The organism is Pseudidiomarina salinarum (assembly GCF_000753715.1).
GTDB lineage: Bacteria > Pseudomonadota > Gammaproteobacteria > Enterobacterales > Alteromonadaceae > Pseudidiomarina > Pseudidiomarina salinarum.
The window spans coordinates 333,272-352,945 of record NZ_JPER01000001.1 but is presented as its reverse complement, the minus strand read 5'-3'; the positions used below and the strand labels follow the sequence as shown (position 1 = coordinate 352,945).

The following is a 19,674-nucleotide window of genomic DNA, read 5'->3' as shown; positions in this document are numbered from 1 at the left end:
GCTCCTTAATCCTTCGGCTCGACTTGTTCCGGACGGTAGGTACGCAGTACCCAGATAAAGCCGCCGATAATAAAGAACGCGCTTGGTGGTAACACTAACAGGCCGATTGGCTGATACCAGCCGCCTTCAGAGGCCAGTTGCAGAATCTGGTAACCAAACAGGCTACCTGAACCAAAGAGTTCACGAATAAAACCAACAACCAGCAGCACCACCGAGTAGCCCAGACCGTTACCAATACCGTCCAGGAATGACATCCCTGGTGGGCTCTTCATGGCGTAAGCTTCAGCGCGGCCCATAACGATACAGTTGGTGATAATCAGGCCAACGAATACCGACAGTTCCTTAGCGATGCTGTAGGCGTATGCACGAAGCACCTCATCAACCACGATAACCAGACTGGCGATAATGGTCATTTGCACGATAATCCGCACATTCGAGGGAATGTGATTGCGGATAAGCGAAATGAAAAAGTTCGAGAAGGCCGTTACCAGGGTCAGTGCAATACACATAACCACGGTGTTTTCCATCTTCGACGTTACCGCCAGCGCCGAGCAGATTCCGAGAATCTGCAGCGCAATCGGGTTGTTCGCGAAAATCGGTCCAAACAGGACTTCTTTTATCTCCTTTGCACTAACCATTGGTCAGCTCCCCCTTACGAATTTTTTCTAACAGCGGGCCGTAGCCGTTTTCACCGAACCAGAACTCAATCAGATACTCGACGCCGTTACTGGTCAAGGTTGCACCAGAGAGCGCGTCAATATCATGAGTTTCATCGGTAACATTCTTGGTCACGTCAATTTGTACGTTTTCCAGTTCGTCGCCGTAGATTTCCTTGCCTTGCCAGGTCTGAACCCAGCGCGGATTGGTGATTTCACCACCTAAACCAGGAGTTTCAGAGTGCTCGTAAAAGTTAATGCCGCGTACGGTATTCAGGTCAGGCTGCAAGGCGATCAGGCCAAACATGGTACCCCAGAGGCCGTAGCCACGGATATGCAGCACCAGAGTTTCCAGGTTACCTTCTTCATCGTTGATGAAGTAAACCTTGGTGATGTCCTCACGACGACCAATACCGGCTGGATCGTTTTCTTTGCTCAGATTAGTGCTGAGCTCAGGATCCCGCGCCGCGGCGATAGGATCAAAAGCCACCACGTCCCGGCCTTCGACAACTTCCAGCGTCTTCAGATTGATCAGCTTGGTTTCCACCCGCTCTTCAAATAGCGCCACCACATCAGTACCCGGCTCCAGCAGACCTGCTGAATCCAATACGTTGCGCTGCATATCCAGCGCCGCGTTTTGTTTCTGCAGTGGTTTCAAGCCCACTGCCGCCCCTGATACGATTACCGCACACACTAAGCAGAGTGAGATGATAACGATCAGCGTCTTTTTCAGAGAATCATTGTTACTAGCCATGACGTGCCAGCCTCCGCTTTATGTTCGCCTGTACTACAAAGTGGTCAAACAGAGGGGCGAATACGTTAGCAAACAGAATCGCCAACATAATGCCTTCCGGATATGCCGGGTTTACCACGCGAATCAGCACCGTCAGAGCACCGATCAAAAAGCCGTAAGCAAATTTCGCCTTCGAGGTGAAAGATGCTGAAACCGGATCTGTCGCCATAAACATCATCGCAAAGGCGAAACCACCGGTAACCAGATGCCAGTACCAGGGCATAGCAAAGAGTACATTGGTATCGCTGCCGACAAAGTTAAACAGATAGGCCAGTGCTACCATACCCACGAACACACCGCTGACGATTAGCCAGGACGCGATGCGGAAATAAATCAGTGCCAGACCGCCAGCCAGAATCAGCAGGGTAGATACTTCGCCGACAGAACCCTGAATGTTACCCAGGAAGGCATCCCACCACAGTTGCATATCGCCGTAGAAGTTTACGCCATTGGCTGCCTGCCCGAGCAACGTTGCGCCCGAGAAGCCATCGACCGCTGTCCATACCTGGTTACCCGAAATCTGTGCCGGGAACGCAAAGTACAGGAACGCCCTACCAGTCAGTGCCGGGTTAAGGAAGTTACGGCCAGTACCGCCAAATACTTCTTTACCGATGACCACACCGAACGAAATACCCAGTGCCACCTGCCATAACGGAATAGTCGCTGGCAGAATCAGGGCAAAAAGTACCGAGGTAACAAAGAAACCTTCGTTTACTTCGTGTTTACGGACACTGGCAAAGACCACTTCCCAGAAGCCGCCGACAATAAAGGTCACCGCATAGATTGGCAGGAACCAGCAGGCGCCGTACCACATCTTGGTGCCCCAGCCGGCATCAGCGAAATCACCACCTAACAGATGGAACAGGCCAACCTGCCAGGCACCGGATAATTCGTAGCCATTTGCCAGCGCCATCGCCGCCTGGTTACCAACGTTATACATACCCCAGAACATCGCCGGGAATGTCATCAGCCAGACCAGGATCATGATGCGTTTTAAATCAACGTTATCTTTTACGTGCGTAGGGCCTTTGGTGACTTTGCCCGGGGTATACAGAATAGTCGCCACCGCTTCATACAGTGGATACCACTTCTCGTATTTGCCCCCTTTCTCAAAGTCCGGCTCAATCCGCTCAATATAATTTTTTAAGCCCATGATCAGCCCTCTTTCTCAATCGTGGTCAACATATTACGCAGTTCCGGGCCGTACTCGTATTTGCCGGGGCAAACATAGGTGCAAAGCGCCAGGTCTTCTTCGTCCAGTTCCAGCACGCCCAATTTGCGGGCTTGCTCCATATCACCGGACAGAATGTCACGTAACAGAATAGTCGGCAGGATATCTAACGGCATAACCCGCTCATAGTTGCCGATTGGTACCATGGCCCGGGTTGATCCATTGGTGGAGGTAGTCATCTTAAACTCATTGCCGCCCACGATATGGCCGGCAAAGGTACGGGTAACTGAGTGTTGTTTCACGCCAGGTTTCAGCCAGCCAAGGAACTCTTTTTCGTTCCCTTCCGGCAACACGCTCACCTGATTATGGAAACGACCCAGCCATTGGTGGGCATCATCAACGGTATGACCGTTCAGTACCGAACCAGAAATAATACGCTGCTGATCGTTCACCAGCTCGTCTTTGGTCAGGTCGGTCAGACTGGCGCCCATCCGGGTGCGCAGTAAACGCGGATTCTTCACGCCAGGGCCACCCAGAGCGACTACCCGGTCAGTGAAGATTTCGCCGGTAGTAAATAATTTACCGTAGGTGATGACGTCCTGATAACCGATGTGCCACACCTGTTTTTCAAAGTTGACTGGCTGCAGGAAGTGGATATGAGTGCCGACCAGGCCAGCAGGGTGCGGACCAGAGAAGCTCTCAACCTGAACCCTGGCATCGCCGGTATCGATTTCGGCATCACCTGCCTTGGTCACAAATACCTTGCCTTCAGTCAGGTTGGTCAGCACCTTCAGACCATCAATGAAGGCCTGCTTATTTTCTTCGATAACAGGAAGCGGATTGCCAGCCAGCGGATTGGTATCCATCACGGTGACAAAAATCGCTTCCGGCTTATCTTCGAGCTGAGGCGAACGGCTGTATGGACGACGACGCAGAGCAACCCATTGTCCGGAATTGTTCAGCTGCTCAACCACTTTGTCGCGATCGAGATCGGCCAGCTTAGCGCTGTCGTAAGATTCAAAGGTTTCCTGCTCGTCACCATCAACTTCGATAACAACGGCCTGCAAAACCCGCTGCGCGCCACGCACTATGTCTTTGACAACACCAGCGGCAGGTGCAGTGAATTTAACCCCGGGGTTTTTCTTGTCTTCGAAAAGTACCTGGCCTTTTTTGACGCGATCGTCGGCCTTCACATGCATCGTCGGACGCATGCCAATATACTCTTCACCCAGGACAGCAACGGTGGTGATGGACGGGCCATCTTCGATAGTTTGCTGGGGAGCTCCTTTAATCGGAATATCCAGCCCTTTCTTGATCGTTATCATACGCGTTTGCACTACTCGTTAGGGAAGATTAATCTCTTTTCAGCAACAGTATCAATCAACTCAAATAACGTGCTGAAACCTGATAAATCAAAAAGAAATTCTGTTTGTGTACGACTAGGGCCGGCATTTTAGCATTTTTATACCGCGCGTTACCACCTCGCGCGGTACAAAATTTACCTGCCAAAATTGGGGTTACCAGCGAACATCAGGATCAACGTCGGCATCGTAGTCCACCTCGTCAAGGCCAAATCCGAACAGCTTCAGAAAGTCCGCGTGGTAGCCTTCATAGTCGGCCAGTTCGTGAAAGTTATCCTGGGTGATCTGATTCCACAGTGCGGTGACTTTAGCCTGGGTGGCTTCATTGGTTTCTTTGGCGTCCATCCGCAGCCGGCCTGCTTCGTCCAGTTCAGGATCTTCAGCATAAAGGCCTTCAGTAAAGAGGCGATAAATCTGTTCAATACAGCCTTCATGGGTGCCCTCTTCTTTCATCACACCGTAAATCAGTGAGATATACAGCGGCATCACCGGAATCGCTGAACTGGCCTGGGTTACCAGCGCTTTCAGTGAGGACACATAAGCTTCCAGATTGAGATCCGAATAGCGGGCGCGCAGCGCCGCGGCAGCCCGATCCAGGTCTTCTTTGGCACGGCCAATAGTGGCATGCCCGTAAATTGGCCAGGTCAGCTGCTTACCTATATAAGTATAGGCAGTGGTTTTACAGTTCTCGGCCAGCACGCCGGCATCATGAAGCGCTGCGATCCAAAGTTCCCAGTCTTCGCCGCCCATGACTTTTACGGTATTCTGAATTTCATCGTCAGTAGCAGGCTCCAGTGAGATCTCTTTCACCTCATCCCGGTCGGTATCATAGGTTTTCGTGGTATATGCCTGGCCAACCGGCTTTAAGGTTGAACTGTAGACTTCACCAGTTACCGGATCTTTACGCTTAGGCGAAGCCAGACTGTAAATCACCAGATCAACCTTGCCCAAATCCTCTTTGATACGCTCAATAGTGGCTTCTTTTATCTCATCAGAGAAAGCATCACCATTGATGGTGTGGGCATAAAGCCCCTCTTTTTCTGCGGCTTCATGAAAAGCCGCGGTGTTGTACCAGCCGGCGGTGCCGGTGCGCTTTTCCGTCGGTTCTTTTTCAAAACAGACACCGAGTGTCTTAGCGCCGCCGCCAAAGGCTGCAGTAATACGTGAAGCCAGGCCGTAACCGGTCGAGCTGCCAATCACCAGTACCCGCTTGGGGGCATCATCCAGCGCTGGTTGCTTACGGATATAATCAATTTGTTGCTGCACGTGGACTGCACAGCCTACCGGGTGTGCATTAGTACAAATAAAACCACGGATTTTCGGGTGAATTACCATAATAAAGAATCCTGTCTGTAGCCCTGAGGGAAATAGTAACTTAAGTGTAACTGAGGCCCCGACGAAAACACATCAGAGTAGTTTAGCTTGATTCCTGCTTACTGCCACCACGGCAGGCCGGCGATTCCGGCACTGCGGACTGCTCCCATTCGGAGGGAGTATACAGATGCAGCGACAGCGCATGCACCGGCCCAGCCAGTTCATCGGCCAGAATTTTGTTCACCAGCCGATGCCGTTGCAGCAGGCGTAGCGATTCAAACTGGGCACTTACCGCCACAACTTTGAAGTGTGAATCGTCGCTTTGGGTGCCATGCATATGGCTCTCATTCATTACTTCAAGATGCTCTGGTTTGAGCTCTTCACGGAGTTTGTTCAGGATGGAGGTTGTCAGATTTGTCGTCATTAGTTCTGTTCCAGTGCGCTGTAACATACGCGCCGATCGCGGCCGATCCGGGCCAGCGCGTTAAATACATTGCCGCCGTTCTGACCTGCAGGCACGGCGACCCGGTAAAACTGTGAACTGACATTGCCGGACTGTTGCCACAGCATCACGTCATAGTCCTGGTAGAAATCGGCCAGAATCTCCAGCCCCTCGACGCGTCTGGATGGCATGGCACTGATTTCACCAACCAGTCGCCAACGGCGCAGTTCTTCCCGCTCGGCGAGCAAGGCATCATTGATACGGTCGCGACAAAAGCTCAGTTGCAGTACGCCACTGGATAATTCCCACTGGTCATTTGGCAGCGTTGAGATATCAACCTGCCGCACGGCTTCCAGCGCCGGCTGTTCTGACTCAGATTCGGCAGCTGGCTGACAAGCCGCCAGGCCCAGCAGACTGAGCAGCACCAGTACAAGACGAATTTGCATTGGCTGTTAGTATCCGAAAGTTCAGTTCATGGAAGGTAAAGCATATCACAAGGGCGAAGATTCGTAAGCGGTTCGGTAAAAGAGAGGGAGAGGAACATCCGTGTTCAAGTGAAGCTGGTCAAGTCCCTGATTCAACTTCAGACTCCATGGCAACCAATCTATAACAATAAATTTAATAGTTCAATTACATTTTTAACACATAATCGCAACTGGTTAATTTCCTTCGCTATTTTTTGCTGACTCGGTATCTTCTGAGACATTTGTATCCTCCCCGGTTACCAGAGCAATCAGTTGCCAGCCAGGCTGAGGTTCAAATTTCTGATCCCCCGTAAACACCCGGCAAAAATCCTGGTTATCTATCGCAAACAGGGGCGTTGCGCGGTTTTCATGGCGCTCCTGATAATCCTGATAGGTAAAGGATTCGGTCAGCGCCGTGGTTTTAACCTGCGCCCCCTGAAACGTCAGACTGGCGAGTTTCGAAAATGAAATTCCTTTGCCGAACAGTTTCAGGCGGTTACGGTAGTTCTCCGGCAACTGATGGCGTTTTGGCGCGTCATGTTCAGTGGTTTCCAGGCCAAATACTTTATTGCGGCCGAACAGGTCGAGAAAATGCAGTGCCACTACCGGATTCAGCTGGCGATAAGGCGAAATAATCAACGCCCGCCCGATGCCGGTCAGATCCATATTCTCTTCCGCATGCTTGGATGTTGGATTGCCAAAATAAGCCGGCAGGTTTTCCATCCGCGCCTGCGCAATATGCTCCCAGTTGGTATCCGCCACCATTACCTTAATATCTTGCTCCTGCAAGGCTTTGGCGATGTTCCGCGCGGCCGGGTTGGCGCCGAAAATCAAAAAACCCAGTGCCGGCGGTTCACGCAATTTCAGCGCCTGTGCCAGCGGCTTGGCGGTCAGGCTCTGCACCACCACGGTGCTCAGTATCACCGCAAACACCAGCGGTACCAGAATCCCGGCTTCTTCCCAACCAGCCTGCTGCAGTTTTAATGCAAACAGAGCCGAAATAGCTGCCGCAACGATACCGCGCGGCGCAATCCAGGAGACAAGTAATTTTTCTTTGAAATTCAGTGTGGTGCCGATCGCAGACAACCAGACACTAACCGGTCGCACCACGAAAATGACGGTCGCCAGCAGGAATGCCGTAGGCCAGCCCAGCGCGAAAAACTGCTCGGCATCAATTCGCGATGCCAGAATAATAAAGAGTGCGGATATCAGCAGTACGCTCAGGGTTTCTTTAAATTCCAGGATCTCATCCAGTTCCAGTCCTTTGATGTTACCCATCACGATACCCATCACAGTAACCGTCAGCAGCCCCGACTCATGCTGGATGGCATTGGACAACGCAAAGATGCCAATCACTATGGTCAGTGTGGCAACGCTCTGCAGATAACGGGGAAACCAGCCTTTTTTAAAGGCACGCGCCAGCAATACCGCGGCGATATAGCCTAAGATAAAACCAATCAGCACCGTCAGACCGAATGCCTGCAGCGAAGTGAGCCAGCCTTCGGCCTGCGTCGATGCCAGAATGAATTCAAACACCAGTACCGCCAGCACCGCGCCAATGGGATCAATCAGAATCCCTTCCCAACGCAAAATATTCGACAGCTTCGTGGTCGGCCGCACCGAGCGCAACATAGGTTTCACCACCGTCGGGCCGGTCACCACGATCAGGGCGCCAAATAAAGCGGCCAGCTGGATACTAAAGCCGATGAAATAAAGCGCCGCGGCGGCCGATCCAACCCAGGTGATCAACACGCCGATACTGAGCAAGTGGGTCACCATCCGGCCATGTTCACGAATTTCACTGAAACGTAGTGTCAGCGACCCTTCAAACAGGATAATTGCCACCGATAACGAAATAAACGGAAACAGAATATCGCCAAATACCGCGTCAGGCTGCAATACGCCAAGCCCGGGCCCCAGTGCCAGACCAACCAGGATCAGCGGCAGAATCGCCGGGATCCGCAACCGCCAGGCAGCCCACTGACAAAGTATGGACATTACCCCGATGAGCGCCATTATCGACAGATTAGACATAGAGTTAGCACACTCCCGTTATTTTTGTAGGCCCTTAAACCTAGACCAGAATTACCCAAAAGGTCTAATTTTTCTAAGGAAATAGTGGTAGTCCTATTGATAACGATTCTCATTTGAGCCAAACTAGGTGCATCCAAACATCCGCCAACCAGAGGTTGTTTTATCATGCGTAAATTACTTGTATTAAGTACTCTTATTCTGGCTTCGTTCACTACAGCGGTAAGCGCCGCTCAGGTGAATGTCTATTCTGCGCGCAAAGAAGCGCTGATTAAGCCGCTGCTGGATCAGTTTACTGCCGACACCGGTATTCAGGTGCGCCTGCTGACCGGCAGTGGTGATGCCCTGCTGGCCCGACTGACCAGCGAAGGTGAAAATACCCCGGCTGATTTATTCTTAACCGTTGATGCCGGTAACCTGTACCGCGCCTCTGAAGCCGGTGCCTTCCAGCCGTTAGGTTCGGCTGATGCCCTGGCAGCAGTCCCTGAGCAATGGCAAGGCGCTGACGGTGAGTGGGTTGCCTTGAGCCTGCGGGCACGCCCCATTTTTTATGCACCGGATCGGGTCGACCCAAGCCAACTAAGCGGCTACGGCGATTTAGCTGATCCGCGCTGGGACAACGAAGTCTGTATCCGCTCGTCAGATAATATCTATAACCAGTCGCTGGTTGCGGCCCTGATCGAACACTGGGGCGTCGAAAAAACTGAAACCTGGGCCAATGGCCTGGTTGAAAACTTTGCCCGCTCCCCGGTCGGCGGTGACCGTGATCAAATCAAGGCTGTCGCAGCCGGCGTCTGTGATCTGGCGGTAGCGAATACTTACTACCTGGGCCTTATGGAAGGCAGCGACAACGTGCAGGAGCGCACCGCGGCAGAACAGGTTGCCATCTTCTGGCCAAATCAGGATAGCTTTGGCACCCACGTCAACGTGTCAGGTATTGGCCTCACCAAATATGCCAAAAATGTGGAACCGGCCCGGCAACTGGTTGAGTTCCTGCTGTCGGAAGAAGCCCAGCAATGGTACGCCAAAACTAACAACGAATATCCGGCCGTTCCTGGCGTCCAGTGGAGCGAGCGCCTGCAGAACTGGGGTGAATTCAAAATGGACAAACTGCCCATGAAACACCTTGGCGAAAACAACACAGAAGCCGTTAAACTGATGAACCGGGCCGGCTGGCGTTAATGCAATCCCCTTGGCGACAAGGTTCCTTAGTACTGACGGCAGCCCTGCTGGGGCTGCCGTTATTCGTTATTTGCTGGGTTGGCCTGCAACTACTCGGCACCGGCGATACCAGCACCCTCAGCCATCTCTGGCAAACCGTTGTTCCTGAATATATCCGCCATTCGCTGTGGCTGATGTTCGGGGTCGCTTTCGGCGTCATTCTCATCGGTGTCAGCACCGCCTGGCTGACCACCTGTTGCCGTTTTCCCGGCCAGCGTATTCTGAGCTGGGCACTGTTATTGCCGCTGGCCATGCCCGCCTATATTACTGCCTATACCTATACCGGCATGCTGGATTTCAGTGGCCCCGTACAACGCGCCCTGCGTGAGATGACCGGCTGGGGCTACGGCGACTACTGGTTCCCGGAAATTCGCAGCCTGGGTGGCGCCATTCTGGTACTCAGTCTGGTGCTGTTTCCTTATGTCTATCTGATCACCCGCGCGACCTTCCTGCAGCAGTCAGCCACCACCATTGAAGCCGGCCGCAGCCTTGGCCTGAGCCCCTGGGCCTGTTTTCTGCGCCTGGCACTGCCACTGGCGCGCCCGGCCATTGTTACCGGCACCACGCTGGCGCTGATGGAAACCCTGGCCGATTACGGCACCGTACAATACTTCGGCGTGACCACCTTCACCACCGGCATTTTCCGCACCTGGTATGGCCTAGGCGACCTCGCCGGCGCGCTGCAACTGGCTGGCATGCTGCTGGTGGCGGTGATTGCCTTAATTCTGATAGAACGCTGGTCACGCAGTCAGGCGCGCTATGATCAGCCCCGCAGCCGCTCGGCCCTGCCTTTTGCATTGCGTGGTTGGCGCGCCTGGGCCGCCAGTGCCATCTGCTGGCTGCCGCTGGTCGCCGGCTTTATTCTGCCCGCCCTGCAACTGGCCAGCTGGTCACTGGATCGCTGGCAGGTGTGGACCCAGCCGGAGTTCTGGCAGCTCGCCTTCAATAGCTTTGGCCTGGCGCTTACCGCGGCACTGATTGTTGTCATTCTGGCACTCTGGCTGGCCTACGGCCGGCGGCAAATCCCGACACCACTGGTCAGGCTCAGCGTCGGCTTTGCCGGGCTTGGTTATGCCATTCCCGGCCTGGTTATCGCCGTTGGCCTGATGCTGCCGCTAAGCCAGCTCGACAGCTGGATTATCAACCTCAGCAAAGCCTGGTTTGATTACAATCCCGGGCTGCTGCTATCCGGTACCCTTTTTGCCCTGCTGTTTGCCTACACGGTGCGTTTTTTAAGCGTCTCGCTGCAAACCATCAACGCCGGGCTAACCGAAATCCGGCCCAGCATGGACGAAGCGGCCCGCATCCACGGCTATTCGCCACTACAGGTGCTCGCCCGGATCCATTTACCTTTATTGCGGCCCAGTGTCATCACCGCGCTGCTGCTGGTTGGCGTCGACGTACTCAAAGAACTGCCGGCCACACTGGTACTGCGCCCATTCGACTTTAATACGCTGGCGGTACGCGCCTATGAAATGGCCGGCGACGAGCGCCTGGCCGATGCCGGCCCGCCCGCTTTGATGATGGTCATGGTTGGCTTAATTCCCGTTATTTTATTGTCCCGGGCCATGCTAAAATCCCAGAAATCGGCACTGAAGGAGCAAGACTTTGTCCCTGTTACAGCTTGAGAACATCCAGGTCAGCTTTGGCGTACAGCCTATAGTGCAGAGCGTCAGCCTGCGCCTCGCTGCGGGTGAAATCGGCTGTCTGCTGGGCCCCAGCGGTTGCGGTAAAACCACCTTGTTGCGCAGCATCGCCGGCTTTCAGGCCATCCAGGACGGTCGCATCAGCATTGATAACATTGAAATGTCAGCCGCCGGTAAACAAATCCCCGCCGAACAACGCGGCGTGGGTATGGTCTTTCAGGATATCGCCCTGTTCCCGCATCTTACGGTAGCTGAAAATATCAGTTTCGGGATGCGCAAAACCCGCGCCAGCGAAAAACAGCAGCGCGTAGCTGAGCTACTCGAGCGAATTGGCCTGCCTGGCTACCAGAAGCGCTATCCCCATGAACTATCTGGCGGTCAGCAACAACGGGTTGCACTGGCCCGCGCACTGGCCCCCAAACCACGCCTGCTATTGCTGGATGAGCCTTTCTCCAGCCTGGATGCCGAACTGCGCGAAAAACTGGCCATCGAAGTCCGCCAATTGCTCAAACAGGAGCAAATTACCGCCCTGCTGGTTACGCATGACCAGCAGGAAGCCTTTGCCATGGCCGATAAAGCCGGGGTGATGTATCAGGGTGAGTTATTGCAGTGGGAAACGCCTTACCAGCTCTATCACACGCCGCGCCATCAACTGGTCGCTGATTTTATCGGCCATGGCGTGTTGTTGCAGGGCACAATTAACGCGAAAGGATCGCTGGCATCACCGTTGGGAATGCTTCAACACCAGAGCCTGGAACATATCGCGCCAGGCACACCGGTGAGTTTTCTGGTCCGCCCGGACGACATCGTCCCCGACGCGCAGGCGACCTTAAAAGGCCGGATCAAGTCACGCGGTTTCCGTGGCGCCTTTAACCTCTATACCGTCGAACTACCCAGCGGTATTGAGGTATTAACCTTAAGCCCCTCCCATGAACAGCTGGAAGTAGGCGCCACCATCGGCCTGCGTCCTGAGTTCGACCACCTGGTGGTATTTGCCTCAGATCACTGCGAGCTGCCGGGGCTGGAACAACAGCCTCCGACTGACAAGCCGATGCTGTTACCAGAAGCGCAGTCGGCGTAACAGCAGAAACTCGCAAAACGCAATCACCACCATTACCCCGGAAAAAATCCAGAAGGCATTGTCATTATCAACCCCCGGCATGCCCCCGATATTGATCCCGAATACACCGGATAAAAAGGTGATCGGCAGAAAAATCCCCGCCACCATAGATAACCAGTAAGTATTGCGGTTCATTTTCTCAGCCACTTCCTGCTGCAGATGTTCGCGCAGCATCCAGACCTGCTCCAGCAGCATCTCCAGCGACTCAAGTACACGATGCGCCGTGTCCCGCTCGTTGGTCAGCCATTGCACCAACTCCGGATCCAGCCAGCGGTGGCTTTCCGCCGACAACCGCTCCAGCGCGGTAAGCTGAGGCCGCACGAAGCGGGTCAGGCGCAACAGACGCCGGTGCAGTACCGTCAGTTCCCGCTGACGATCAGCAGTAACACCTTTTTCATCGTCTTCCAGTGCTTCCATCTGATCTTCAATGGTTGCCATCAGTTCTTCCAGGCGATTGTTCATTTCCTCAATCAGCATCACCAGAAAATCGTGCAGGCTTTCGGGTCCGGTACCCTGCTTCAGCTTCTCGCGGATGATCTGGATCGAACGGATAGGACGCCGCCGGAAACTGTACAGATTTCCTTTGTAATAGAGGATCCGGATGCTGATCATATCTTCAGGCCGGGCGCCCTCCCCCAGGTTAACTCCCCGCAGGATCAGCAGAAAACCATCTTCCATCCGCTCAAACCGCGGCCGGGTGTCTTCTGCCAGCACAGCGTCAATTAAGGGTTCGGGAATGTGCGACTGCCGCAACCAGTCGTCAATACCGGGCAAATCCCGCTGGAAATGAAACCAGCTTTGCTGTGCTTCATGCTCGCCTTCGGTAATCTTACGGGCCGGATGCGCGCTGAAGTTCCATTTGTCGATAATAAAATCGTCGCTTAACTGACTGGCTGTCATACTAATTATCCTGTTTCCGGTTTGTCTCTAGTCTAGCCCCGAAAAGCCGCGGTTCACAAGTGAAAGCATTTAGCGCTAAAATAGCAGCCACAGTTTTTCACAACCGTATCAAGGGCTTTTATGTTGCTTCCAGTAGTGGCAATCGTGTTTGGTCTTATCCTGTTAGTCTGGAGCGCCGACCGTTTTATCGACGGCGCCGCTGCTACCGCGGGGCATCTGGGCATGCCGCCCCTGCTTATCGGCATGCTGATTATCGGCTTCGGTACCTCAGCGCCTGAGTTGGTAGTATCGGTATTGGCCTCGGTGCAGGGCAATCCGGCGCTGGCCCTAGGTAACGCCTATGGTTCCAATATTACCAATATCGCGTTGGTGCTGGGCTTAACCGCCGTGCTGGCACCTATTGCCGTCAGCAGCCAGGTGCTCAAACGTGAAATGCCGTTACTGCTCATGGTTACTTTTGTTGCCATGTTCCCGCTGCTGGATTTTCAAATCACGACGCTCGAGGCCTGGTTCCTGCTGGCTGTCTTTGCTACGTACTTCGGCTGGAGCATTTATCAGGGCATGCGTGGCCAGACCGATGTGATGACGGTGGAAGTAGACGTTGAGCTCAAAGCTCATGCCATGCCGCTCAAACGCGCCATTATCTGGCTGCTCATCGGCCTGATATTGCTGGTGATCAGTTCACGCATGCTGGTGTGGGGCGCGGTTGATATCGCGACCGCGCTTGGCGTCAGTGATTTGGTTATCGGCCTTACCGTGGTGGCAGTAGGGACCTCGTTACCGGAACTGGCTTCGGCTATCGCTGCAGTGCGTAAAAACGAACATGACCTGGCCATAGGTAACGTCATCGGCTCCAATATGTTCAATACCCTGGCGGTAGTCGGCCTGGCCGGCGTCATCAACCCCATCCCGCTGGAGCCGCTGGTGCTTTACCGCGACTGGATCGCGATCGCCATATTAACCGTACTGCTGGCCATATTCGGCTTCCGCCGCGGCCGGCCGAACCGCATCAACCGGGTCCACGGTGCCATCTTTATATTGTGCTATATTGGCTACACGATTTATCTGTTACGGACCGGATTTCTGCAATGAACCTGAATTCACAGCATAGCGCTCAACGCCTTGGCTACCTTGGCCTGTTACCTTTTCTGGCACTGGCCATGGGCGGCTTGCTGGATATTTACGGCGAGCAGGCTATCACCCTGTTTATTCAGTACAGCGCCATCATTCTCGGCTTTTTGGGCGGTGTACACTGGGGCATGGCCATGCGCACCGGCGAAGCCGAATCCCGCCGGCTCGGCTGGGGCGTGGTGCCGGCATTAATTGGCTTTACCGCGTTAGTGCTTAGCTACTGGCTGTCTGAACTGGTGATCCTGAGCATTCTCGCGCTCATGCATTTGTTCTGGCTGAATTATGAGAAACGTCACCTGGGCCACCTGCTGTGGTATCTCGAACTGCGTAGCCGGTTAACCTTCACTGCCGTGGCGCTGCATATCATCCTGATTATCATATCAATTTAAACCGGCTGCATGCTATTGCAAATCGTTCGCATTTGCGTTAGTATTTTTATACTAACTAATGGAGCCAGCCCATGTACGTTTGTTTATGCAAAAGCGTAACTGATCACACCATTCGACGCGCTGTCGATAATGGTCTCAGTTCGATGCGTGAACTCCGCCAGGAATATGGCGTAGCGTCCCAGTGTGGATGCTGTAAACAGTGCGCTAAAGAAGTCCTCAGCGAAGCTGTCCAGAAACGTAATGCCCGCTTTGCCGAGCAAAGTATGTTGCCAACCACGGTGTGCTACACTTAAGCTACGATTTTGACGTACCCGCTTAAGGAGTAGCTCTGATGAAAGGTAATGCTAAAGTTCTGCAGGAACTGAACCGCATCCTCACCCGCAAGCTCACCGCCATTAACCAGTATTTTCTGCATGCCCGCATGTATAAAAACTGGGCCTTTCATGTGCTTAATGCCAAAGTCTACAAGGCATCCATTGAAGAAATGAAACACGCCGATGTCATTATCGAGCGTATTTTATTCCTCGAAGGCCTGCCTAATCTGCAGGATCTGGGCAAACTCTACATTGGCGAAGACCCGCACGAAATGCTTCAACTGGACCACAAAGTTCAGCACGCCGATGTGGTCGCTATCCGCGAAGCTATTGAAGAGTGTGAAAAGGCGCAGGATTACGTAACCCGTAATCAGCTGGCGGCGATCCTGGACGCCCAGGAAGAACACCTCGACTGGCTGGAAACCCAGCTTGAACTCGTGAGTAAACTCGGCAACAACGTTTACCTGCAAACCAAACTCGAGACGGAGTAAATCCAGTTATGAGCTTAGATACCCAGGCAATAGTGAAACAACTGAACCGGTTACTGGCATTCGAGCTGACCTCTATTGACCAGTACACCTCGCATTCACGTCAATACGAAGACATGGGGCTGGATAAACTCTATACCCGTATTAACCAGGAAATCGACGACGAGCGTGGCCATGCTGATCTGCTGATCCGCCGGATGCTGTTTTTAGGCGGTCAACCCGACATGGATACCCGTGAGCCGCATCAGATTGCGCACGAAGTGCCACAAATGCTGCGCAACGATCTCGAGCTGGAACACAATAACGCCCGTACCCTGCGCGAAGTGATCGACTTCTGTGAGGAAGCCGGCGACTACGTAACCCGCACCATGTTGGTCGGCATCCTGCAGGATACCGAAGAAGACCACGCCTACTGGCTGCGTCAGCAACTGGGGTTAATCGACCGTTTAGGTCTGGAGCTATACCTGCAGGCACAAATGGGCTGAATACGTGGAAGAAACACTCAATAATTTACTGGCAAGTGCCAAGTCCGCGTTCAGTTGGTTAGAAACCGAGCTTTTTAGCGCGGGTGAAACCGCGGTAACTTACGGATCTATCGTCAAGTTTCTGATCATTGTTATCGTGACCTATATCGCGTCGCGCCTGATCCAGAACGCCCTTGGCCGCTTTGCCGATTACCGCGGCACCATGACGCAGTCGTCGGTGTATGCGCTCAAACGCATTACCCACTACCTGATCATGGTGATCGGTTTCTTAATCGCCGTCGCCTCCGTAGGTATTGATCTGACCAAATTCGCCATCTTCGCCAGTGCCCTGGGTATTGGTGTGGGTTTCGGCTTACAGAACCTGATCAGCAACTTCACCGCCGGCATCATGCTGCTGTTTGATAAAACCCTTAAAGTGGGTGATTTCGTTGAGCTCGAGTCCGGCGTCACCGGCGAAGTTCAGGCCATCAATATCCGTAGCACCGTGATTACCACCAACGATAATATCGATATCGTGGTGCCCAACTCCGAGTTCGTGAACGGCCGTGTCACCAACTGGACCATGCGCGACACCTACCGTCGCATCCACGTCGAATTTGGCGTGGCCTATGGCTCAGACAAAGAAAAAGTCCGCGAGGCCGTGCTTGAGGCTGCCGATCGCGTACCTTATACGCTGAGCGGAACCAGCCACCGGCCACCACAGGTCTGGCTCAACGAATTTGGCGACAGCGCCCTGAATTTCGAACTGGTGGTCTGGCTCAAACCAGAAGCGGTTAACCGGCCAGGTGCGGTACACGCCGCCTTTATGTGGGAAATTCACTCCTCGCTGATGGAATACGATATCCAGATTCCATTCCCGCAGCGCGATATTCATGTGCGCAGCTGGATTAAAGATGAGGAAATGCAGAAGGATATCGAAAAGCAGAAAGGGGCGGCGGGCATACCGAACAAACATCCCGAAAATGACGCTGCCGACGACATTTAAGTCCTTGAACAAGCCGCAAAAGCGGTTGACGCAATCGCCGTAATTCCCTATGATGGCGCGCGTTTTACGGAGAGGTGTCCGAGTGGCTGAAGGAGCACGCCTGGAAAGTGTGTATACGGCAACGTATCGAGGGTTCGAATCCCTCTCTCTCCGCCAGATACAAAAAAACCGCCCCAGTGGCGGTTTTTTTGTATCTGTTGGACAGGGAGGCTTTGGTGAGAACCCTAAGGTTCGACAAAACGGCAGGACAGCCGTTTTGCACAGCGCGCCAGCGCTGCCCGAAGGGTGAGGCCCATGGATGGGCCGAATGAATCCCTCACCCCCCACGCTTCACCGAAGCAGCCTGAATCGCCGCCATATCCGCAGCCATCAGCGATGACGCCCGGGCTCGCTCAAGCGCGTCCTGTGCCATTTTTCTGGCGGGCACCGTAAACACCTCGGGCACCACCTCAGCAAGCGCTGCCAGCGTCTTCTGCAATCTTATCTGCACTTCCACAAAAGCAGCACCGTCGCGGGCTATAGGCCTGAATGCATCCTCGAACACATCCTGTACCGTGATTGGCGGCACAATAAGCCGTGAAAAACGTACCTCTGCGTCAGGCCGGTCACGCCAGTCCGACAGGATCCGGGTCAGCCGTCCCAATACATCAATCGCAGTACCAGGATCATTTACTGCCGGCGACAACGCCTTTGAAGCAATTTCCGTCATCACAATAAGGCCAAAGCGCGGGTCGCCTTCAAATGTCCGATGCGAGCCGGTTGTGACAGCCCGGCGCATGGCGTCAGCGGCTTGGTCTTTCACCTCAGCCGCAGCAACCGAAAGTAAAACCCTACCACGGTGCACGAAAGTCCCCGGCAGACACCGCACATAAATCTTTGTATCCAGCTTATCGGCGCACTTCTGCAGTTCCTGCATATCAATATGCTGAACGTAGCCCGTTTCAGTACTAACCACCGCAACACAGTCGTCCGGAACGGGTTCGGTCAGCGGCCGCCCGCCCAGAAAAGGATTCTCCAGCCGCTCATTTAATGAAGCTGCAGCCGCCTTCTCCACCCGGTCCAGCGTATCCCCCATGCGCCCGAACTCCATCAGGTGCCCGATCCAGCGGATCAGCGCCACCACCACCAACCCGATCACCGCCGCCGTGAACAGGAACACCACCACCTTGCCGGCCTCATTATAAAGCTCAGCATGCAGCGCAATCAGCCCCACCAGGCCGAACAAGAAAGCGCCGAGGAATGTGGCCAGCACATTCTGGGTGGTTCTGTCCTCCTGCAGCAGAATCGTTGCCCGGGGCGTGGCTGATTCAGTGGCAGCAGCAAAGGCCGATACGGCAATCGCCAGCGAGAAGGTGGTGACCGCGAGCATGGAAGAGGTCAATATGCTGAGCATATCCTCGACGGTTTTCTCGCCGATCTGCAGCGCGACGGCCTCCGGCAGATAGGGGGCCAGAACACGGGCAAGCACCACCGATAGCAGGGCTAACAGAGTGAAACTGATCACCCGTACCCAGACTTTCTTAAAAAGCTCATGCAACTGCCAGATATAGCGCGAAGTCATTGCGTCCCCTGTTATGTTGAAAATTGAAGTCGCATTGCGATCCTTCTACCTTATATATCACTATACTTATAAAAGTCGGCAAGTTACAAAAAGGGAGCCAGATTTGTTCAGATTCGTCGCCAGTTCTGCTGTGGTGTTACTGCTTGCCGTACTCTGGCTGTGCGCCTGCAGCTCGGCGCCGCGCGAAGTCAGCGCCCCCCACCATACCGAAGACGGTTTTCAGAATATTTATTCTGAACCCCACGACGCCAACGTATTCAGTTTTCTTAAGATGCGCTGGTTCGGTGATGATCCCTGGGCCGATCAGGCGGAGGAAGCCTGGCTGGTGCCGGTTATGTCCGCACAGCTGCCAACCATCCGGCAGCCCGGCAGCCAGCCCCAGGTGACCTGGCTGGGCCACGCCACCTTCTTGCTGCAGTATCAGGGGCTGAATATACTCACCGACCCCATCCTCAGTGACCGTGCGTCTCCGGTGAGCTTCGCCGGGCCGCAGCGGCTGACGCCTAAACCGCTGGAGCTTAGCGATCTACCTCCTATCGATGTCGTCGTCATCAGCCATAACCACTACGACCACCTGGATGAAAAAACCATTGAACAGCTGGGGTCAGACCCTAAATACCTGGTTCCCCTTGGCTTACGCGAGTGGTTCGTCGATCATGGCATTGACGCCCGTCAGATCACCGAACTCGACTGGTGGCAACAGCTGAAACTGGGCCCGGCCAGCTATACCGCCACGCCCAGTCAGCACTGGTCGTCGCGGGGCCTGTTTGATCGTAACGAAACCCTTTGGGCCAGCTGGCTTATAGAGCTGGATGACTGGACGGTCTGGTTTGGCGGGGATACCGGCTACAACCCGGTGCAGTTCAGGGAAATTGGCGATTATGCGGACCGGATCGATGTGGCCCTGATCCCCATCGGCGCCTATCAGCCGCGCTGGTTCATGGCCAAGAATCATGTCAATCCGGCCGAAGCCGTTATGATTCACCGCGATCTGAATGCCCGCCTGAGCCTGGCCATGCACTGGGGAACTTTTCAGCTGTCCGCCGAGGGCATTCAGGAAACTCTCGACGATCTGTTCACCGCCCGTGCAGAGCAGCGGGTAGCAGAAACTGACTTCTTAATTATGGCAATTGGTGCCACAATGGTGACACCGCTGAGCCCTGACATGGGCCCTGACAATAATTAACAGAACAAGGAGGATC

General features: G+C 54.0%; 20 protein-coding genes and 1 tRNA gene. 11 read left to right on the top strand and 10 right to left on the bottom strand.

The window, feature by feature from the left end; translation table 11 throughout:
• Window positions 1–5: 5 nt before the first annotated feature.
• From IDSA_RS01615 to IDSA_RS01580, 8 genes are all read right to left on the bottom strand, one after another.
• On the bottom strand, window positions 6–638 hold the full coding sequence (locus IDSA_RS01615) for an NADH:ubiquinone reductase (Na(+)-transporting) subunit D (protein WP_034773767.1): 633 nt from the start codon (window positions 636–638) through the stop codon (window positions 6–8).
• Entirely contained in the window at window positions 631–1,410 is a 780-nt protein-coding gene (locus IDSA_RS01610; RefSeq protein WP_034773766.1) for a Na(+)-translocating NADH-quinone reductase subunit C, read from the bottom strand. Before IDSA_RS01610 ends, IDSA_RS01615 begins: the two co-directional genes overlap by 8 nt.
• A complete protein-coding gene (locus tag IDSA_RS01605) occupies window positions 1,403–2,602 on the bottom strand; it encodes an NADH:ubiquinone reductase (Na(+)-transporting) subunit B (RefSeq protein WP_034773765.1) in 1,200 nt (399 codons plus the stop codon). The genes IDSA_RS01610 and IDSA_RS01605 overlap by 8 nt, the downstream gene beginning before the upstream one ends.
• A 2-nt stretch (window positions 2,603–2,604) precedes the next feature.
• The gene (locus tag IDSA_RS01600; RefSeq protein WP_034773764.1) at window positions 2,605–3,945 is read right to left on the bottom strand and encodes a Na(+)-translocating NADH-quinone reductase subunit A; all 1,341 of its coding nucleotides are present in this window, start codon (window positions 3,943–3,945) and stop codon (window positions 2,605–2,607) included.
• A gap of 192 nt (window positions 3,946–4,137) precedes the next feature.
• Window positions 4,138–5,316, bottom strand: coding sequence for an enoyl-ACP reductase FabV (fabV, locus tag IDSA_RS01595; protein ID WP_034773763.1), 1,179 nt, complete (start codon window positions 5,314–5,316; stop codon window positions 4,138–4,140).
• An 82-nt stretch (window positions 5,317–5,398) separates the two neighbouring features.
• A complete protein-coding gene (locus tag IDSA_RS01590) occupies window positions 5,399–5,719 on the bottom strand; it encodes a BolA family protein (protein ID WP_034773762.1) in 321 nt (106 codons plus the stop codon).
• Window positions 5,719–6,183 carry a hypothetical protein gene (locus IDSA_RS01585; RefSeq protein ID WP_034773761.1) on the bottom strand — a complete coding sequence of 155 codons (465 nt, stop codon included), beginning with the start codon at window positions 6,181–6,183 and terminating at the stop codon, window positions 5,719–5,721. The genes IDSA_RS01590 and IDSA_RS01585 overlap by 1 nt, the downstream gene beginning before the upstream one ends.
• Before the next feature lie 213 nt (window positions 6,184–6,396).
• The gene (locus tag IDSA_RS01580; RefSeq protein ID WP_034773760.1) at window positions 6,397–8,235 is read right to left on the bottom strand and encodes a cation:proton antiporter; all 1,839 of its coding nucleotides are present in this window, start codon (window positions 8,233–8,235) and stop codon (window positions 6,397–6,399) included.
• A gap of 165 nt (window positions 8,236–8,400) precedes the next feature.
• On the opposite strand from IDSA_RS01580, the gene IDSA_RS01575 reads away from it, so the two are divergent.
• From IDSA_RS01575 to IDSA_RS01565, 3 genes are read left to right on the top strand one after another with little or no spacing between them, the layout of a single operon-like run.
• Window positions 8,401–9,414 carry a Fe(3+) ABC transporter substrate-binding protein gene (locus IDSA_RS01575; protein ID WP_034773759.1) on the top strand — a complete coding sequence of 338 codons (1,014 nt, stop codon included), beginning with the start codon at window positions 8,401–8,403 and terminating at the stop codon, window positions 9,412–9,414.
• Window positions 9,414–11,081, top strand: coding sequence for an ABC transporter permease (locus IDSA_RS01570; protein ID WP_051985998.1), 1,668 nt, complete (start codon window positions 9,414–9,416; stop codon window positions 11,079–11,081). The genes IDSA_RS01575 and IDSA_RS01570 overlap by 1 nt, the downstream gene beginning before the upstream one ends.
• Complete coding sequence (locus IDSA_RS01565; RefSeq protein WP_198024041.1) at window positions 11,068–12,180, top strand: ABC transporter ATP-binding protein; 1,113 nt, start codon at window positions 11,068–11,070, stop codon at window positions 12,178–12,180. Before IDSA_RS01570 ends, IDSA_RS01565 begins: the two co-directional genes overlap by 14 nt.
• Here the strand turns inward: IDSA_RS01565 and IDSA_RS01560 are convergent.
• A complete protein-coding gene (locus IDSA_RS01560) occupies window positions 12,157–13,119 on the bottom strand; it encodes a CorA family divalent cation transporter (protein WP_034773758.1) in 963 nt (320 codons plus the stop codon). The genes IDSA_RS01565 and IDSA_RS01560 overlap by 24 nt on opposite strands.
• Before the next feature lie 120 nt (window positions 13,120–13,239).
• Here IDSA_RS01560 and IDSA_RS01555 point away from each other — a divergent pair, with 120 nt between their 5' ends.
• The 7 genes from IDSA_RS01555 (at window position 13,240) to IDSA_RS01530 (ending at window position 17,067) form a co-directional block, all read left to right on the top strand.
• Window positions 13,240–14,211, top strand: coding sequence for a calcium/sodium antiporter (locus tag IDSA_RS01555; RefSeq protein ID WP_034773757.1), 972 nt, complete (start codon window positions 13,240–13,242; stop codon window positions 14,209–14,211).
• Window positions 14,208–14,639, top strand: coding sequence for a DUF3429 domain-containing protein (locus IDSA_RS01550; RefSeq protein ID WP_034773756.1), 432 nt, complete (start codon window positions 14,208–14,210; stop codon window positions 14,637–14,639). Before IDSA_RS01555 ends, IDSA_RS01550 begins: the two co-directional genes overlap by 4 nt.
• Window positions 14,640–14,710: 71 nt before the next feature.
• Window positions 14,711–14,932, top strand: a complete 222-nt coding sequence (locus tag IDSA_RS11960) for a bacterioferritin-associated ferredoxin (RefSeq protein WP_084694006.1) — start codon at window positions 14,711–14,713, stop codon at window positions 14,930–14,932.
• Window positions 14,933–14,970: 38 nt separating this feature from the next.
• Entirely contained in the window at window positions 14,971–15,444 is a 474-nt protein-coding gene (gene bfr / locus IDSA_RS01545) for a bacterioferritin (RefSeq protein WP_034773755.1), read from the top strand.
• Window positions 15,445–15,452: 8 nt separating this feature from the next.
• Window positions 15,453–15,926: a bacterioferritin gene (locus tag IDSA_RS01540; RefSeq protein ID WP_034773754.1), complete on the top strand. Its 474-nt coding sequence runs from the start codon at window positions 15,453–15,455 to the stop codon at window positions 15,924–15,926.
• A gap of 4 nt (window positions 15,927–15,930) precedes the next feature.
• On the top strand, window positions 15,931–16,911 hold the full coding sequence (locus IDSA_RS01535; protein WP_051985997.1) for a mechanosensitive ion channel family protein: 981 nt from the start codon (window positions 15,931–15,933) through the stop codon (window positions 16,909–16,911).
• A 68-nt stretch (window positions 16,912–16,979) separates the two neighbouring features.
• A tRNA-Ser gene (locus IDSA_RS01530) sits at window positions 16,980–17,067 on the top strand.
• 160 nt (window positions 17,068–17,227) lie between these two features.
• Here IDSA_RS01530 and IDSA_RS01525 read toward each other — a convergent pair.
• Complete coding sequence (locus IDSA_RS01525) at window positions 17,228–18,472, bottom strand: DUF2254 domain-containing protein (RefSeq protein WP_034773753.1); 1,245 nt, start codon at window positions 18,470–18,472, stop codon at window positions 17,228–17,230.
• Between the two features lie 103 nt (window positions 18,473–18,575).
• Between IDSA_RS01525 and IDSA_RS01520 the strand changes: the two genes are divergently transcribed.
• Entirely contained in the window at window positions 18,576–19,658 is a 1,083-nt protein-coding gene (locus IDSA_RS01520) for an MBL fold metallo-hydrolase (protein ID WP_051985996.1), read from the top strand.
• Window positions 19,659–19,674: the final 16 nt, after the last annotated feature.

What these genes read in the sequence shown, in the direction of transcription:
- IDSA_RS01555 (WP_034773757.1), top strand. Translation starts at nt 13,240, where the DNA reads ATGTTGCTTCCAGTAGTGGCAATCGTGTTTGGTCTTATCCTGTTAGTC.
- IDSA_RS01590 (WP_034773762.1), bottom strand. Translation starts at nt 5,719, where the DNA reads ATGACGACAAATCTGACAACCTCCATCCTGAACAAACTCCGTGAAGAG.
- IDSA_RS01560 (WP_034773758.1), bottom strand. Translation starts at nt 13,119, where the DNA reads ATGACAGCCAGTCAGTTAAGCGACGATTTTATTATCGACAAATGGAAC.
- IDSA_RS01600 (WP_034773764.1), bottom strand. Translation starts at nt 3,945, where the DNA reads ATGATAACGATCAAGAAAGGGCTGGATATTCCGATTAAAGGAGCTCCC.
- IDSA_RS01575 (WP_034773759.1), top strand. Translation starts at nt 8,401, where the DNA reads ATGCGTAAATTACTTGTATTAAGTACTCTTATTCTGGCTTCGTTCACT.
- IDSA_RS01550 (WP_034773756.1), top strand. Translation starts at nt 14,208, where the DNA reads ATGAACCTGAATTCACAGCATAGCGCTCAACGCCTTGGCTACCTTGGC.
- IDSA_RS11960 (WP_084694006.1), top strand. Translation starts at nt 14,711, where the DNA reads ATGTACGTTTGTTTATGCAAAAGCGTAACTGATCACACCATTCGACGC.
- bfr (WP_034773755.1), top strand. Translation starts at nt 14,971, where the DNA reads ATGAAAGGTAATGCTAAAGTTCTGCAGGAACTGAACCGCATCCTCACC.
- IDSA_RS01540 (WP_034773754.1), top strand. Translation starts at nt 15,453, where the DNA reads ATGAGCTTAGATACCCAGGCAATAGTGAAACAACTGAACCGGTTACTG.
- IDSA_RS01585 (WP_034773761.1), bottom strand. Translation starts at nt 6,183, where the DNA reads ATGCAAATTCGTCTTGTACTGGTGCTGCTCAGTCTGCTGGGCCTGGCG.
- IDSA_RS01615 (WP_034773767.1), bottom strand. Translation starts at nt 638, where the DNA reads ATGGTTAGTGCAAAGGAGATAAAAGAAGTCCTGTTTGGACCGATTTTC.
- IDSA_RS01570 (WP_051985998.1), top strand. Translation starts at nt 9,414, where the DNA reads ATGCAATCCCCTTGGCGACAAGGTTCCTTAGTACTGACGGCAGCCCTG.
- fabV (WP_034773763.1), bottom strand. Translation starts at nt 5,316, where the DNA reads ATGGTAATTCACCCGAAAATCCGTGGTTTTATTTGTACTAATGCACAC.
- IDSA_RS01580 (WP_034773760.1), bottom strand. Translation starts at nt 8,235, where the DNA reads ATGTCTAATCTGTCGATAATGGCGCTCATCGGGGTAATGTCCATACTT.
- IDSA_RS01525 (WP_034773753.1), bottom strand. Translation starts at nt 18,472, where the DNA reads ATGACTTCGCGCTATATCTGGCAGTTGCATGAGCTTTTTAAGAAAGTC.
- IDSA_RS01605 (WP_034773765.1), bottom strand. Translation starts at nt 2,602, where the DNA reads ATGGGCTTAAAAAATTATATTGAGCGGATTGAGCCGGACTTTGAGAAA.
- IDSA_RS01610 (WP_034773766.1), bottom strand. Translation starts at nt 1,410, where the DNA reads ATGGCTAGTAACAATGATTCTCTGAAAAAGACGCTGATCGTTATCATC.